This is a genomic window from Stenotrophomonas sp. YJH_SMC_73 (assembly GCF_059370155.1).
This window is the reverse complement of the sequence record NZ_JCAFTJ010000006.1, coordinates 122,586-136,684: the sequence shown is the minus strand read 5'-3', so window position 1 is coordinate 136,684 and position 14,099 is coordinate 122,586. Positions and strand designations below refer to the sequence as shown.

The following is a 14,099-nucleotide window of genomic DNA, read 5'->3' as shown; positions in this document are numbered from 1 at the left end:
ACAAAAGCAAAAGCAAAAGCAAAGGCAAGAATTGCGACTTCGGCTTTTGCCTTTGAATTTGAATTTGAACTTAAATTTGAATTTGAATTTGAATTTGAATTTGATCTTTCTTCTCCCGGCTACCCGGCGGGAGAAGAAGGCGCAGGCAATGCTTGAAGCGGATGGGCATGGGGACAGCGCAGAACCGTTGGCGCCATGGATGGCGCCATCGAGCTTACATGGACGTATTTACAGCGTGTTCTGCGCTGCCCCCATGTCCATCCGCCCTCGGTACTGCTACCGCGTGCTTTGTCACCCGGTAGCCAGCAACAAAAAAGGACGGCGCGTCAGCGCCGTCCCTCGGTAAGAAGCCCCCGCGCAGCGGGAAGCACCCTCCCTGTCAGCGGGGATCAGCCGGCGCGACCGCCGCCGTTGCCACCCTGGCCGCGGCCACGGCCGCCACCATTGCCGCCACCGCCACCGCCACCGCCACGACGCTGGCCCTGACCCGCGCCCGCACCGGCACGCTGCTGGCCATTGCCACCGCCCTCGCGGCGGCCACCACCGGCCTTCTTCGGGCCAGCATGCGCATGGCGCGGCGCATCGCCGTGCGGACGGCGCGCGTGGCTCTTGCGCGGTGCGCGCTCACCGGTATCGTGCTCGGCCTTGCCCGGCGCACTGTTGCCCCAGCGGATCGGCGTCTGCAGCTCGAAGCCCGGCACATCGCGGATGTCCATGTCGCGGCCCAGCAGGCGCACAATCGCGCGCAGCAGCTTCACTTCATCCTGCGCCACCAGCGAAATCGCCTGGCCGGTCGCGCCGTTGCGGCCGGTGCGGCCGATGCGGTGCACGTAGTCCTCGGCCACCATCGGCAGGTCGAAGTTGATCACCTTCGGCAGCTCGTTGATGTCGATGCCGCGCGCGGCGATGTCGGTGGCCACCAGCACGGTCACGCGGCCGGCCTTGAAGTCGCCCAGCGCACGCAGGCGCTGGCCCTGGCTCTTGTTGCCGTGGATCGCCGCGGTCTTGATGCCCGACTTTTCCAGGAACGTGGCCAGCTTGTCGCTGCCATGCTTGGTGCGGGCGAACACCAGGGTCTGCTCGCGGCTGTCCTGCGCCAGCAGGTGCAGCAGCAGGTCGCGCTTGCGGCCGGCGTCGACCGGATGCACGCGGTGGGTGATGGTTTCGGCCACGGTGTTCTTCGGCGTCACCTGGATCTGTTCCGGGTTGCGCATGAACTCCAGCGCCAACTGGCGGATGTTGTCCTCGAAGGTGGCCGAGAACAGCAGGGTCTGGCGGTTCTGCTTCGGCAGCTTGGCCAGGATGCGCTTGATCGACGGCAGGAAGCCCATGTCGAGCATGCGGTCGGCTTCGTCCAGGATCAGCACTTCAATGCCGGACAGGTCGACGCTGCGACGCTCAAGGTGGTCGATCAGGCGGCCCGGGCAGGCCACCAGCAGGTCCACGCCACGGCGCAGGATGTCCAGCTGGTTGCCCATGCCGACGCCGCCGTAGATGCAGGCGCTGGGGATGCGCAGGTACTTGCTGTAGCCACGCAGGCTGTCATGCACCTGGGTGGCCAGCTCGCGGGTCGGGGCCAGGATCAGCGCGCGCGGCTTGCGCGGGCCGGCACGTACCTCCTGCGAGGCGGTGCCCAGGTGCTGCAGCAGCGGCAGGCCGAACGCGGCGGTCTTGCCGGTGCCGGTCTGTGCGCCGGCCAGCAGGTCGCGACCGGCCAGCGCCAGCGGGATCGCCTGCTGCTGGATCGGGGTCGGGTTTTCGTAGCCCTGCTCGGCGAGCGCGCGCAGCAGGAAGGGCGCCAGGCCCAGCGATTCAAAAGACATTGAGTTTGCTCCAAGTACAAGAAACGCCTGTCCGAGCGGACAGACGGGGGCAGATCAAACTGATCGGCTGACTCGGAGCGTTCCCGTGAACCGCGCTGCGAGAATTGGGTGCAGCCGGCACGAAGCGCAGGCTGGAATGCGTGACGAACGGCGTCGGAGTGGGGGCGGGCGAAGAGGGCGGACCCTGGTCGCCGGCGATCCCGGAGGGAAACGGACGGCCGCTGCAGACCCTGCAAGTCTAAACGATGTTCGAGACTTCGCGCAAAAAGGCCTGTTCAGGTAGGGGCGTCTCTGCAGGGCTTGCAGCCCTGCACCCGCAGAGGCCAGAGCCACGTCAACGTCAAAAGCTGGCTTCCTGAGGGTTGGCGGGGTGGGTCCGGTTGAGGGGGGCGCCGTAAACCCATCCATGGGGGCTTGGTCGCGGCATCCATGCCGCTCACACCCCCTCAACCGGACCCACCCCGCCTTCGACAGTTTTTCGCGATCTGTCGAATCTCATTCGATTTATTTCGATATCTGACGGATTTCGACGATGAATGATGGGGATGTTCGATCCGTCATCGGGAAACTGTCGGGGGTAGGGCGGTGTGGGTGGGCAGGACCGTTGGCGCCATGGATGGCGCCATCGAGCCCCCAGGGATGGGTTTACGGCGTGTCCTGCCCACCCACACCGCCCCGCCATCCCACGGAATGCAGGCTTTTGACGTTGCGGTTGCTTCTGCAGGTGCAGGGCTGCAAGCCCTGCCGACCCCCCACTACGGTAGGGTGGGCCGATGCCGCGCTGCAGCTTGGCGCCGCCGCAGATTTGATTACACTTGAAACTTGTTTGCCCACGACTCCGGACACCCACCCATGAAGCTTGGTTCTTTGAAGGAAGGCGGCCGCGACGGCACCCTGATCGTCGTCTCGCGTGACCTGCGCCACGGCGTGCGCGCCACCGGCATTGCCGCCACCCTGCAGCAGGCCCTGGAGGACTGGAGCCACATCGCACCGCGCCTGAACGCCCTGTACGAATCGCTCAATGCCGGCGATGCCGATGGCGTGTTCGACCTCGACCCGCAGGCGCTGGCCGCACCGATGCCGCGCGCCTATGAGTTCGTCGATGGCAGCGCCTACCTGCCGCACGTCGAGCGCGTGCGCCGTGCCCGTGGCGCCGAGGTGCCGGAGAGCTTCTACACCGATCCACTGATGTACCAGGCCACCAGCGCCGGCTTCTACGGCCCGCGCGATGCGGTCAAGGTGGTCAGCGAGGACTACGGCATCGACCTGGAAGCGGAGATCGTGGTGATCACCGACGACGTGCCGATGGCGGCGACCCCGGAACAGGCAGCCGGTCATATCCAGTTGGTCGGCCTGGTCAACGATGTCTCGCTGCGCAACCTGATCCCGGGCGAGCTGGCCAAGGGTTTCGGCTTCCTGCAGTCCAAGCCGCGCTCGGCGCTGTCGCCGGTGTTCGTCACCCCTGACGAGCTGGGTGCCGCGTGGCAGGACAGCAAGGTGCACCTGCCGCTGCTGACCCACATCAACGGCCAGTGGTTCGGTGCGCCGGAAGCGGGCGTGGACATGCAGTTCAATTTCGCCCAGCTGGTTTCGCATGCGGCCAAGACCCGTCCGCTGGTCGCCGGCACCATCGTCGGCTCGGGCACCATCGCCAATGAAGACACCAGCAAGGGTGCGTCGTGCTTCGCCGAGCAGCGCGTGGTCGAAACCCTGCGGGACGGCAAGCCGAGCACGCCGTTCATGTCGTTCGGCGACGTGGTCCGCATCGAGATGCTCGATGCCGCCGGTAACAGCATCTTCGGTGCGATCGAGCAGCGCATCGAACAGGCGGCCAGGCCCTGAGCATGGAGGCGGCCATGGAGATCCCGGTCGACGACGGCATCGTGCTGTACACCTACTGGCGATCCAGCGCCGCCTACCGCGTGCGCATCGGCCTGGAGCTGAAGGGCCTGGCCTGGGACGCGCGGCCGGTGCACCTGGTGCGCGAGGGCGGCGAGCAGCACCGGGATGCCTATCGGGCGCTCAACCCGCAGCAGCTGGTGCCGACCCTGCTGCATGAGGGGCATGTGCTGACCCAGTCGCTGGCGATCCTCGAATACCTGGACGAGCGCTTTCCGCAGGTACCGCTGCTGCCGGCCGACGCCGCTGGCCGCGCGCGGGTGCGCGCGCTGGCCCAGCTGGTAGCCTGCGACATCCACCCGATCAACAATCTGCGGGTGATGCAGTACCTGGAACGCAGTCTGCAGCTGCCGGCCGATGCACGCACGCAGTGGACCCTGCACTGGATCGCCGAGGGCTTTGCGGCGATGGAGGCGCTGTTGGCCAACAGCCGTGACACCGGCGCCTTCTGCCACGGTGACCGTCCCGGCCTGGCCGACATCTGCCTGCTGCCGCAGCTGTACAACGCCCACCGCTTCGGCCTGGACCTGGCACCGTACCCGACCCTGCGCCGCATCGAATCGGCCTGCCAGGCAGTGGATGCCTTCGACCGCGCACGCCCGGAAAACCAGCCCGACGCCGCCTGAAAAAAAGGGGACGGAGGGGATTAAGTCGTATATGCACTTACGACTTAATCCCCTCCGTCCCCTTTCTGCCGCAAACGGGCCAGGTCATCGCGGAACACCCGGTAGGCTTCCTCGCGGCGCGCATCGTCGGTCTGCCGCAACACCCATGCCGGGTGCACCGTGGCGTAGCCGCGCGTGCCGTCCTCGAGGGTGTGCCAGCGTCCGCGGTCGCGCGAGAGGTCGAAATCACGACCGAATACCGAGGCTGCGGCTGTCGCGCCGAGGCACACGATCACCTGGGGCCGCACGCGTGCGATCTCACCCATCAGCCAGGGGCGGCAGGCCTGGATGTGGCGGCTTTCCGGCCGCTTGTGCAGCCGCACCTTGCCGCGCCGCTCATGGTGGAAGTGCTTCACCGCGTTGGTGAGGTACAGCTGGGCGCGATCGATTCCCAGTTCCGCCAGTGCGCGGTCCAGCACCTGGCCGGCAGGTCCTGCGAACGGCTGCCCGCGCAGATCCTCGGTATCACCGGGCTGCTCGCCGATCACCATCACCCGCGCATCGGCAGGCCCCTGCCCGAACACGGTCTGCGTGGCCTGCTCCCATAGCGGGCACTGGCGGCAGGCACTGGCCTGTCCGCGCAGATTGTCCAGGCTGCTGGCATCGGCTGCCGGCGTCGCAGCGTTCGCACGCGGGGGAATCCTGCGTTGCGGTGCCTGTGCCGGCCGGTCATGCATTTCCTGCACGCGGTCGGCCGCGTCGCGCACCAGGCGTGGCAGCAACTGTGCCTCAGGCAGGTGGCGCCAGTACTTTGCCGGCATCGCCTGCATCATCATCCGTGTGTTGAGCCGCGCCGGATTGAAGATGCTGGCGTAGTAGGTCTGCCACAGCGACTCGCGTGCATCCTCGGCCGGGGCATCTTCGCGCCGTGCACCGGGGCCGAAGGCAAGCGCCTGCCCATCCCAGGCGACGCTGCGCGAAGGGGTCAGGATCGCCCAGCGCATGCCGGTGAAGCGGCGCGCGAAGAACGGCGCGACCCGGTCGACGATGTGGTGCTGCGGCTCGAACCAGGCGATGAACGCATCGGGCTGGCCAGGTACCTCGCGGAAGCGCACGAATGCCTTCATCTTGTGCGTGTCACGGCGGACGGCCTGGGCGAGGGCTGTCGCGCGCAGGACATCGGCGTCGGCGGGGTTGCCCAGCACTGATCGCTCGCCATGGGCGATGCGCCACAGCAGGCGATACAGCACGGCCAGGCGCTGGGGATCGCGATGGCACAGGCAGGTGGCCGCCAGCTCCAGGAAGTCACGTGGAACGTTGGGTGCACCGGCATCGGCAAGCATCGGCGCCTGCTGCACGGCCGGCGCATCCAGCAGCGAGGTGTCGCTCCCTTCCAGCCAGTCCAGTTGAGGTGGCGCCACGCCGCGCAGCAACGCTTCGCGCGCAGCATCGCGCCAGGCCTGCAGCGACCACGGCGGATCCACCCGCAGCGACCAGCGCTGCGCGTCAGGATGCAGACGTTGCATCGAACAGCGAACCCTGGCGCGGAGGCGGGGCCAGCTGCGCGCGCAGCGCCGCCGGATCATCCAGTGCTTTGCGCGGGTGATGGTCGGCCAGCAGCACGAACGGCAGCAGCTTGCTCATCGGTGCCTTCAGGCGCGCGATGTCGGCCACGCGCAGCCGCCCGTGGCGGCGTGCCATCAGCACGCGCTTGACGTTGCGCACGCCAAGGCCGGGCACGCGCAGCAGCATTTCCTTCGGTGCCCGGTTCAGATCGACCGGAAAGCGCTCGGGATGGCGGATCGCCCAGGCCATCTTGGGGTCGATATCCAGGTCGAGCATGCCGTCCTGGGTGGTATCGGTAATCTCATCCACGCCGTAGCCGTAGAAGCGCAGCAGCCAGTCAGCCTGGTAGAGGCGATGTTCGCGCTGCAGCGGTGGCGGCTGCAGTGGCAGCTGCCGGCTGGCGTCCGGAATCGGGCTGAATGCGGAGTAGTAGACCCGGCGCATGCGGTAGTTGCCGTACAGGCTGTCGGCGCTGGCCAGGATCTGCTGGTCGTTTGCCCCGTCCGCGCCGACGATCATCTGGGTGCTCTGCCCGGCCGGTGCGAAACGGGGAGGGCGCGGGCGAACACTGCGACTGGCCGTCGGCGCCACCACTGCGGGGGCCTTGCGAGCTTCCTTGGCTTCCTCGATGCGCCAGCGCAGTTCGCCCATCGCGCCACGGATCGAATGCACCGTCTTCTCCGGTGCCAAGGCGCTCAGGCCGGCTTCGGTCGGCAGTTCCACGTTGATGGACAGGCGGTCCGCATAGCGCCCGGCACTGGCCAGCAGTTCCGGCGAGGCCTCGGGAATGGTCTTGAGGTGGATGTAGCCGGCGTAGCGGTGTTCTTCGCGCAGCTGCCGGGCCACTTCCACCATCTGCTCCATGGTGTAGTCCGCATTGCGGATGATGCCGCTGGACAGGAACAGGCCCTCGATGTAGTTGCGCTTGTAGAAGTCCAGGGTGAGCGTGACCACCTCGTCCACGCTGAAACGCGCGCGGGCCACGTTGCTGGAGACCCGGTTCACGCAATAGGCGCAGTCGTAAATGCAGAAGTTGGTCAGCAGGATCTTCAGCAATGAAACGCAGCGGCCGTCGGGCGTGTAGCTGTGGCAGATGCCCATGCCCTCGGTACTGCCGATACCGCCACTGGCGCGCGAATCGCGTTTGCCCGAGCCGCTGGAGGCGCAGGACGCGTCGTATTTGGCGGCGTCGGCCAGAATGGCCAGCTTGCGGATGGTTTCCATTGGGGAAACCTACGGATGAGGGGTCTCATTGGATGAGACCGCCCATGAACGCTTCAGAAAAAAGGGGACGGAGGGGATTAAGTCGCAAATGCACTTACGACTTAATCCCCTCCGTCCCCTTTTTCGTGGGGTCAGAAGCCGTGGGTGATGCTGGGTGCGCCGGCCGAGAAATCGGCGTACGGGTCGTGCTCGCCGCTGCTGCCTTCGGACAAACGGAACTTCAGGGCCAGGCCATCGCGCGAGTCGGCCGCGCGCAGCGCTTCCTCCTGCTCGATGATGCCCGCCTTGGCCAGCCGGAACAGGCACTGGTCGAAGCTCTCCATGCCTTCTTCCAGCGAGCCTTCCATCGCCGCCTTGATCTCGTGCACCTGGCCGCGACGCAGCAGGTCGCGGATCATCGGCGTGTTGATCAGCACCTCGGTGGCCGGCAGGCGACGGCCCTCCTTGTTCTTCACCAGGCGCTGGCTGATCACCGCACGCAGGTTCAGCGCCAGGTTCATCAGCACGTTCTTGTGCGCGCTTTCCGGGAAGAAGTTGAGGATGCGCTCGATGGTCTGGTCGGCGTTGTTGGAGTGCAGGGTGGCCAGGCACAGGTGCCCGGTCTCGGCGAAGGCGATCGCCGCCTCCATCGTTTCCGCATCCAGGATTTCGCCGATCAGGATCACGTCCGGCGCTTCACGCATCGCGTTCTTCAGCGCGTTGTGGAAGGCGTGGGTGTCCAGGCCGACCTCGCGCTGGTTGACGATCGACATCTTGTGCTTGTGCAGGTACTCGATCGGATCCTCGATGGTGAGGATGTGACCGGTGGTGGTGCTGTTGCGGTGGTCGATCATCGACGCCAGCGAGGTGGACTTGCCGGAACCGGTGGACCCCACCACCAGCACCAGCCCGCGCGGGGTCATGATGACGTCCTTCAGCACCTGCGGCAGGTTCAGCTCCTCGATGCTCGGGATACGGCTGCGGATGGCGCGGATGACCATGCCGACCTCGCCCCGCTGCTTGAACACGTTGACGCGGAAGCGCCCGGCATCGGGCAGGGCGATGGCCATGTTGAGCTCCAGCTCGCGCTCGAACTGCGGCACCTGGCCTTCGTCCATCAGCGAGTAGGCGATTTTCTTGACCATGCCCGGCGGCAGGCCGGTGTTGCCCAGCGGATAGAGCTTCCCCTCGATCTTGATGTAGACCGGTGCCCCGGTGGTCAGAAACATGTCCGAAGCGTTCTTTTCGGTCATCAGCTTCAGGAAGTAGCCGATATCCATTGCGAATTTTCCCCAACGAAACGGCCGACGCCCGTTGCCAGCACGGTGTCGGCTTGACGACAATGGCCGTGAACCGACAACCGGTACGGCCTCCCCAATGAAACGACTTAGCTTCGCACGAATGCGCCATGGCCTGTATGTGATGGCGTTTGCATTCGCACTGTCTGCCCCCGCCTGGGCGCAGGACGCCGCCCTGGAACTGGCGCAGGCCCGGCAGGCGGTCGACAAGGCCACCCAGGCCGACGCCGACCAGTACGCCCCGGACCTGATCGGTCTGGCCCGGCAGGGGCTGGAGCAGGCCCAGCGCGCCGCCGGCGACCGCCGCGAACGGAAGAACGCCCCGGCGATGGCCCTGCGCGCCGCCGCCGATGCCGACCTGGCACGCGTCCGCAGCGAGGAAGCCACCGTCACCGCGCAGCTGCAGCTGCGCCGCAACGAGGTCAACCAGCTGCAACGCCAGCTGTCGACCGGGGAGGACCGCCGGTGAAGCCGATGACCGCCGCAACCCTGGCCGCGCTGCTGGCGCTGCCGACCCTGGCCGTGGCCGCCGACAACCCGATGGTGGCGCAGCTGAGCCAGCGCCTGATGGCCATCCAGGCCAACCCGGATACCGCTGAGCTGGGCGCCTTCGAGCGCATGCAGGCCCAGCAGGCCATCGCGACCCTGGACAAGGCCAAGCGCCGTGACCAGGAGCTGGCCACCTACCTGGCCGAGCGCCGGGTGGAGATTGCCGAGACGGCCGTGCGCACGGCGATGGCCGCGCGCGAGGTCGACCGCCTGGAGCGCACCCGCAGCGACCTGCTGATCGAGGCCAGCCGCCGCGACGCTGCCCGCGCCCGTCAGGAAGCCGAGCAGCTGCGCATGCAGGCGCAGATGCAGGCCGAGGAAGCCGAACGCCTGCGCCAGGCCGCCGAGGCCGAAACCCTGGCCCGCCAGGACGCCGAAAACGCCCTGACCAGCGTGGCCGGCAAGCAGCAGCAGCGCCTCAGCGCCGCCCAGCAGAACGCCGCCAAGCTGGCCCGCGAGGAGGCCGAGCTGGTGTCGGGCCAGAAGCTGCCGGGTTCGAAGTTCGATGCGCGCGGTGAGGTCTTCACCTTCGGGGGCGACGCGTTCGCTGCAGGTGCGTCCAGCCTGTCTGGCGGCGCCCGCAACCAGGCCAAGGCGCTCGCCGAGTACCTGAACATCGGCAAGAAGGGCCGCCTGCGCATCGAGGCCTACGACAGTGCCAACGGCGTGGGCCAGAAGCGGGCCGAAGCGCTGCGCGACGCCCTGGTCGCGGGTGGTGTCGCCAGCAACCGCATCCAGGTCAGCGGCAAGAAGGCAGCCTCCACCCGGGCCCGTTCGGCCGAGGTCATCATCGCCCCGTAATGCATTGATATTGTTTGTTTTTCGTTGCAATGAGCATTCAGCCTGAACCCCGCCCCGGCGGGGTTCGGTCTTTTTGACGCAGGGGTCTTGTACCCCGCCTTGAGCAGGCGTAGGGTCAATCGTCCGGGACGCAATGCCGCGGACCGGACGATGGGAGGGCCGGGCCGATGCAAGCAGGGCGCGAACCGCAGCAGATCGACGTGCGCAGGCCAGTGCCGCAGGTCGTTGCAGGCGTCCAGGTGGCCATCGGCCGGCGCTCCTCCATGAACAACGCCCCGTGCCTTGTGGCCGGGGCGTTCGTGTATCTGTCGAAGGAGGTCCATCATGTTTGAAGATCAGCCCCAGAGCGAGATCGACGCCCGTCGCGCGCGTGATCCGGAGTTCAGGGCACTCCATGACCAGCACCGCAAATTGAACAAGAAGTGCATGGACGCGGAGTTGGGTGTACTCCCGATCGATGATGTCACCCTGGGTCGCATGAAGCGTGAGAAGCTGCTGGCCAAGCAACGCCTTCTGCGAATGTACGAAACACCGCTCCCAACGACGTCCCCCACGCTTTGACGCACCCCGTCGCGCCCGGAACGGCGTGACCCGGCCATCGATGGCCCCGCCGGGCGACCGCGCCCCGGCATCGCGGCACCGCCGATGAGGCGGCCGCGCCAAGGCACCACAGGCGGTGGTGCCTTGGCCAGCAGGCACAACTCACCGATGCGGGCGGTACCGGTCTCCTCGTCGATCCGGGGCCGCCCGCATCCCTTTACGGGGCCGGCGGGCGGCATCTCCGCGCCGACCTGACATTCAGCGCCATCCGTCGGATAATCATCGGTCCGGCCCTGCGTGGCGCGAATCGAAAGTCCTCCGAATGCCCATCCATTCTTCCGTCCTCGAACTCATCGGCCAGACCCCGATTGTCAAGGCCCAGCGCCTGGACACCGGTGTCTGCGAGCTCTACCTGAAGCTGGAGAGCGCCAACCCGGGCGGATCGATCAAGGATCGCATCGGCCTGTCGATGATCGAGGCGGCGGAGCAGCGTGGTGACCTGAAGCCGGGCGCGACCCTGGTTGAAGGTACCGCCGGCAACACCGGCCTGGGCCTGGCGCTGGTGGCACAGCAGAAGGGCTACAAGCTGATCCTCGTCGTTCCCGACAAGATGAGCCGCGAGAAAATCTTCAACCTGAAGGCGATGGGCGCTGAAGTGCGCCTGACCCGTTCAGACGTCGCCAAGGGCCATCCGGAGTACTACCAGGACCTGGCCAAGACCATCGCCGAGCAGACCCCGGGCGCCTACTTCATCAACCAGTTCGGCAACCCGGACAACCCGGCCGCGCATGAGTTCGGCACCGGCCCGGAAATCCTCGAGCAGATGGGCGGTGACCTCGACGCCATCGTGTTCGGCTGCGGCAGCTCCGGCACCATGACCGGCCTGTCGCGCGCGTTCGCCAAGCTGTCGCCGAAGACCGAGCTGGTGCTGGCCGATCCGGTCGGCTCGATCCTGGCCGAATACATCAACGACGGCGTGCTCAACGACAAGTCGGGCAGCTGGCTGGTGGAAGGCATCGGCGAGGACTTCCTGCCCTCGATCTCCGACTTCAGCCGCGTCAAGAAGGCTTATGCGATCAGCGATGCCGAGAGCTTCCACACCGCGCGCGAGCTGCTGGGCAAGGAAGGCATCCTGGGCGGTTCGTCCACCGGCACCCTGCTGGCGGCGGCGCTGAAGTACTGCAAGGAGCAGACCACGCCGAAGAGGGTGCTGGTGCTGGTCTGCGATACCGGCAACAAGTACCTGTCGAAGATGTACAACGACTACTGGATGCTGGACAACGGCTTCCTGCAGCGCCCGCAGCACGGCGACCTGCGCGACCTGATCCTGCGCCCGTACGGCCAGCGCGACACCGTGGTGATCGGCCCGAACGACCTGCTGACCACCGCCTACCAGCGCATGAAGCTGTACGACGTCTCGCAGCTGCCGGTGATGGACGGCGAGAAGCTGGTCGGCATCGTCGACGAAAGCGACGTGCTGCTGCATGTCTATGGCGACGAGGCGCGCTTCCGCGACACCGTGGCCACCGCGATGGTCAGCAAGCTGGACCGGCTGGACGTGAAGTCGCCGATCGAGGCCCTGCTGCCGGTGTTCGACCGCGGCCAGGTGGCGATCGTGATGGACGGCGACGCCTTCCTCGGCCTGATCACCCGCATCGACCTGCTGAATTATCTGCGTCGGCGCGTTCAGTAAGGCGTTTATCGCCGCAGATCGCTGCTGAATCCCGGTTTATCCGCGTCAAAGCTCGTTAAGGCCGCGCTGATAGACTCCCGCTCCTTCGACGGTGCCGGTCATCGGCGCCAATCAGGAAACGACATGTCCAACGCTTCTTCCCCGGACCGCGCGCTGGCCCTGGCCACGCTGGCCATCCACGGCGGCCAGTCGCCCGACCCCAGCACCGGCGCGGTGATGCCGCCGATCTACGCCACTTCGACCTATGCCCAGTCCAGCCCGGGCGAGCATCAGGGCTTCGAGTACTCGCGTACCCACAACCCGACCCGCTTCGCCTATGAGCGCTGCGTGGCCTCGCTGGAAGGCGGTACCCGCGGCTTTGCCTTCGCTTCGGGCATGGCGGCCAGCTCGACCGTGATCGAGCTGCTCGACGCTGGCAGCCACGTGGTGGCGATGGACGACATCTACGGCGGCAGCTTCCGCCTGTTCGAGCGCGTGCGTCGCCGCACCGCCGGGCTGGACTTCAGCTTCGTCGACCTCACCGATCTGGCGGCATTCGAAGCCTCCATCACGTCGAAGACGAAGATGGTCTGGATCGAGACCCCGACCAACCCGATGCTGAAGATCGTCGACATCGCCGCGGTCGCCGCCATCGCCAAGCGCCATGGCCTGATCGTAGTGGTCGACAACACCTTCGCCTCGCCGATGCTGCAGCGTCCGCTGGAACTGGGTGCGGACCTGGTCCTGCATTCGGCCACCAAGTATCTCAATGGCCACTCGGACATGGTCGGTGGCATGGTCGTGGTCGGCGATAACGCCGAACTGGCCGAGCAGATGGCCTTCCTGCAGAACTCGGTGGGGGGCGTGCAGGGCCCCTTCGACAGCTTCCTGGCCCTGCGCGGCCTGAAGACCCTGCCGCTGCGCATGAAGGCACACTGCGCCAACGCGCTGGCGCTGGCCCAATGGCTGGAAAAGCACCCGGCGGTGGAGAAGGTGATCTACCCGGGCCTGGCCTCGCACCCGCAGCATGAACTGGCCGGCAAGCAGATGGCCGGCTACGGCGGCATCGTCTCGATCGTGCTCAAGGGCGGGTTCGAGGCGGCCAAGCGCTTCTGCGAGAAGACCGAACTGTTCACCCTGGCCGAGTCGCTGGGCGGTGTTGAAAGCCTGGTCAACCATCCGGCGGTGATGACCCATGCCTCGATTCCGGTCGCGCGCCGTGAACAGCTGGGCATCAGCGATGCGCTGGTGCGGCTGAGCGTGGGCGTGGAGGAGCTGGGGGATCTGCAGGTGGATCTGGAGAGGGCACTTCAGTGACCGTCGGATTGTCCATGGTGTCTGACGCATGAGTGCCTCGAATCTGGCTGGTCTCATCTTCCAGCTCACCCGGCGTGAAGTCAGTGGCCGCTACAAGGGCTCAGTGCTCGGCTTGTTCTGGTCCTTCGTCAATCCGCTGTTGATGCTCAGCGTATACACGTTGTTCTTCTCGGTGATCCTGAAAGTTCGCTGGGGCGATCAGCCACAGCGTCAGGCGGATTTTGCGATCCTGTTGTTCGTCGGCCTGATCCTCCATGGATTCATCGCCGAATGCATCAACCGCGCGCCGGGATTGATCACGGGAAACGTCAACTACGTCAAGAAGGTCGTGTTCCCGATCGGCATTCTGCCGATCGTTTCCTGTTCATCGGCGCTGTTCCATTGGTTCATCAGTCTGAGCGTTCTGGCGCTTGCACTGGTGTTCGTCGGGAACGGTGTTCCGGTCACTTTTCCGTTGATTCTGGTAGTGATGGTCCCCCTGGTGCTGTATGCGCTGGGCATCAGCTGGATACTGGCGTCTGTGGGCGTTTACCTGAGGGACGTCAACCAGGTGGTGGGTGTTTTCTCGCAGATCCTGCTGTTCATTTCGCCAGTGTTCTTCCCGGTCACCAAGATTCCCGAGTACATCCGCCCGCTCTTCCTGGCCAATCCGCTTACGACGATCATCGAGCAGGCCCGTGCCGTCGCGGTGTTCGGTCAGCTGCCGGACTGGTGGCAGCTGGCGGGGCAGTTTGCTGCCGCGTCTGTGGTCTGCCTGCTGGGAATGGTCTGGTTCCGTCGCACGAAGTGTGGATTCGCTGATGTCCTTTAAGAAGGAGCTTGCACG

General features: G+C 66.1%; 12 protein-coding genes. 8 read left to right on the top strand and 4 right to left on the bottom strand.

The window, feature by feature from the left end; all coding sequences use genetic code 11:
• Positions 1-389: 389 nt before the first annotated feature.
• Positions 390-1,823, bottom strand: coding sequence for a DEAD/DEAH box helicase (locus AC5P8R_RS11655; RefSeq protein WP_495223429.1), 1,434 nt, complete (start codon positions 1,821-1,823; stop codon positions 390-392).
• Positions 1,824-2,675: 852 nt separating this feature from the next.
• On the opposite strand from AC5P8R_RS11655, the gene AC5P8R_RS11650 reads away from it, so the two are divergent.
• Positions 2,676-3,665, top strand: a complete 990-nt coding sequence (locus AC5P8R_RS11650) for a fumarylacetoacetate hydrolase family protein (protein WP_014645836.1) — start codon at positions 2,676-2,678, stop codon at positions 3,663-3,665.
• Positions 3,666-3,679: 14 nt separating this feature from the next.
• Positions 3,680-4,348 (top strand): maleylacetoacetate isomerase, encoded by a 669-nt coding sequence (gene maiA / locus AC5P8R_RS11645; RefSeq protein ID WP_014645837.1) that lies wholly within the window; start codon positions 3,680-3,682, stop codon positions 4,346-4,348.
• 44 nt (positions 4,349-4,392) lie between these two features.
• Here maiA and AC5P8R_RS11640 read toward each other — a convergent pair whose 3' ends face one another.
• The 3 genes from AC5P8R_RS11640 to AC5P8R_RS11630 form a co-directional block, all read right to left on the bottom strand.
• Entirely contained in the window at positions 4,393-5,853 is a 1,461-nt protein-coding gene (locus tag AC5P8R_RS11640; protein ID WP_495223428.1) for a UdgX family uracil-DNA binding protein, read from the bottom strand.
• Positions 5,834-7,117 (bottom strand): putative DNA modification/repair radical SAM protein, encoded by a 1,284-nt coding sequence (locus tag AC5P8R_RS11635; RefSeq protein ID WP_495219983.1) that lies wholly within the window; start codon positions 7,115-7,117, stop codon positions 5,834-5,836. Before AC5P8R_RS11635 ends, AC5P8R_RS11640 begins: the two co-directional genes overlap by 20 nt.
• A 131-nt stretch (positions 7,118-7,248) precedes the next feature.
• Positions 7,249-8,376 carry a PilT/PilU family type 4a pilus ATPase gene (locus AC5P8R_RS11630; protein ID WP_014645840.1) on the bottom strand — a complete coding sequence of 376 codons (1,128 nt, stop codon included), beginning with the start codon at positions 8,374-8,376 and terminating at the stop codon, positions 7,249-7,251.
• 121 nt (positions 8,377-8,497) lie between these two features.
• Here AC5P8R_RS11630 and AC5P8R_RS11625 point away from each other — a divergent pair, with 121 nt between their 5' ends.
• The 6 genes from AC5P8R_RS11625 (at position 8,498) to AC5P8R_RS11600 (ending at position 14,084) form a co-directional block, all read left to right on the top strand.
• A complete protein-coding gene (locus AC5P8R_RS11625) occupies positions 8,498-8,863 on the top strand; it encodes a DUF4398 domain-containing protein (protein ID WP_005415160.1) in 366 nt (121 codons plus the stop codon).
• The gene (locus AC5P8R_RS11620) at positions 8,860-9,744 is read left to right on the top strand and encodes a hypothetical protein (RefSeq protein ID WP_288496498.1); all 885 of its coding nucleotides are present in this window, start codon (positions 8,860-8,862) and stop codon (positions 9,742-9,744) included. The genes AC5P8R_RS11625 and AC5P8R_RS11620 overlap by 4 nt, the downstream gene beginning before the upstream one ends.
• A gap of 324 nt (positions 9,745-10,068) precedes the next feature.
• Positions 10,069-10,305 (top strand): HP1242/YdcH family protein, encoded by a 237-nt coding sequence (locus AC5P8R_RS11615; RefSeq protein ID WP_005407964.1) that lies wholly within the window; start codon positions 10,069-10,071, stop codon positions 10,303-10,305.
• A 301-nt stretch (positions 10,306-10,606) separates the two neighbouring features.
• Complete coding sequence (locus AC5P8R_RS11610; RefSeq protein WP_014645842.1) at positions 10,607-11,977, top strand: pyridoxal-phosphate dependent enzyme; 1,371 nt, start codon at positions 10,607-10,609, stop codon at positions 11,975-11,977.
• Positions 11,978-12,100: 123 nt separating this feature from the next.
• Entirely contained in the window at positions 12,101-13,273 is a 1,173-nt protein-coding gene (locus tag AC5P8R_RS11605; RefSeq protein ID WP_053494788.1) for a cystathionine gamma-synthase, read from the top strand.
• A 28-nt stretch (positions 13,274-13,301) separates the two neighbouring features.
• Entirely contained in the window at positions 13,302-14,084 is a 783-nt protein-coding gene (locus AC5P8R_RS11600) for an ABC transporter permease (RefSeq protein WP_053494789.1), read from the top strand.
• Positions 14,085-14,099: the final 15 nt, after the last annotated feature.

What these genes read in the sequence shown, in the direction of transcription:
- AC5P8R_RS11640 (WP_495223428.1), bottom strand. Translation starts at nt 5,853, where the DNA reads ATGCAACGTCTGCATCCTGACGCGCAGCGCTGGTCGCTGCGGGTGGAT.
- AC5P8R_RS11650 (WP_014645836.1), top strand. Translation starts at nt 2,676, where the DNA reads ATGAAGCTTGGTTCTTTGAAGGAAGGCGGCCGCGACGGCACCCTGATC.
- AC5P8R_RS11635 (WP_495219983.1), bottom strand. Translation starts at nt 7,117, where the DNA reads ATGGAAACCATCCGCAAGCTGGCCATTCTGGCCGACGCCGCCAAATAC.
- AC5P8R_RS11655 (WP_495223429.1), bottom strand. Translation starts at nt 1,823, where the DNA reads ATGTCTTTTGAATCGCTGGGCCTGGCGCCCTTCCTGCTGCGCGCGCTC.
- AC5P8R_RS11600 (WP_053494789.1), top strand. Translation starts at nt 13,302, where the DNA reads ATGAGTGCCTCGAATCTGGCTGGTCTCATCTTCCAGCTCACCCGGCGT.
- AC5P8R_RS11605 (WP_053494788.1), top strand. Translation starts at nt 12,101, where the DNA reads ATGTCCAACGCTTCTTCCCCGGACCGCGCGCTGGCCCTGGCCACGCTG.
- maiA (WP_014645837.1), top strand. Translation starts at nt 3,680, where the DNA reads ATGGAGATCCCGGTCGACGACGGCATCGTGCTGTACACCTACTGGCGA.
- AC5P8R_RS11615 (WP_005407964.1), top strand. Translation starts at nt 10,069, where the DNA reads ATGTTTGAAGATCAGCCCCAGAGCGAGATCGACGCCCGTCGCGCGCGT.
- AC5P8R_RS11625 (WP_005415160.1), top strand. Translation starts at nt 8,498, where the DNA reads ATGCGCCATGGCCTGTATGTGATGGCGTTTGCATTCGCACTGTCTGCC.
- AC5P8R_RS11610 (WP_014645842.1), top strand. Translation starts at nt 10,607, where the DNA reads ATGCCCATCCATTCTTCCGTCCTCGAACTCATCGGCCAGACCCCGATT.
- AC5P8R_RS11630 (WP_014645840.1), bottom strand. Translation starts at nt 8,376, where the DNA reads ATGGATATCGGCTACTTCCTGAAGCTGATGACCGAAAAGAACGCTTCG.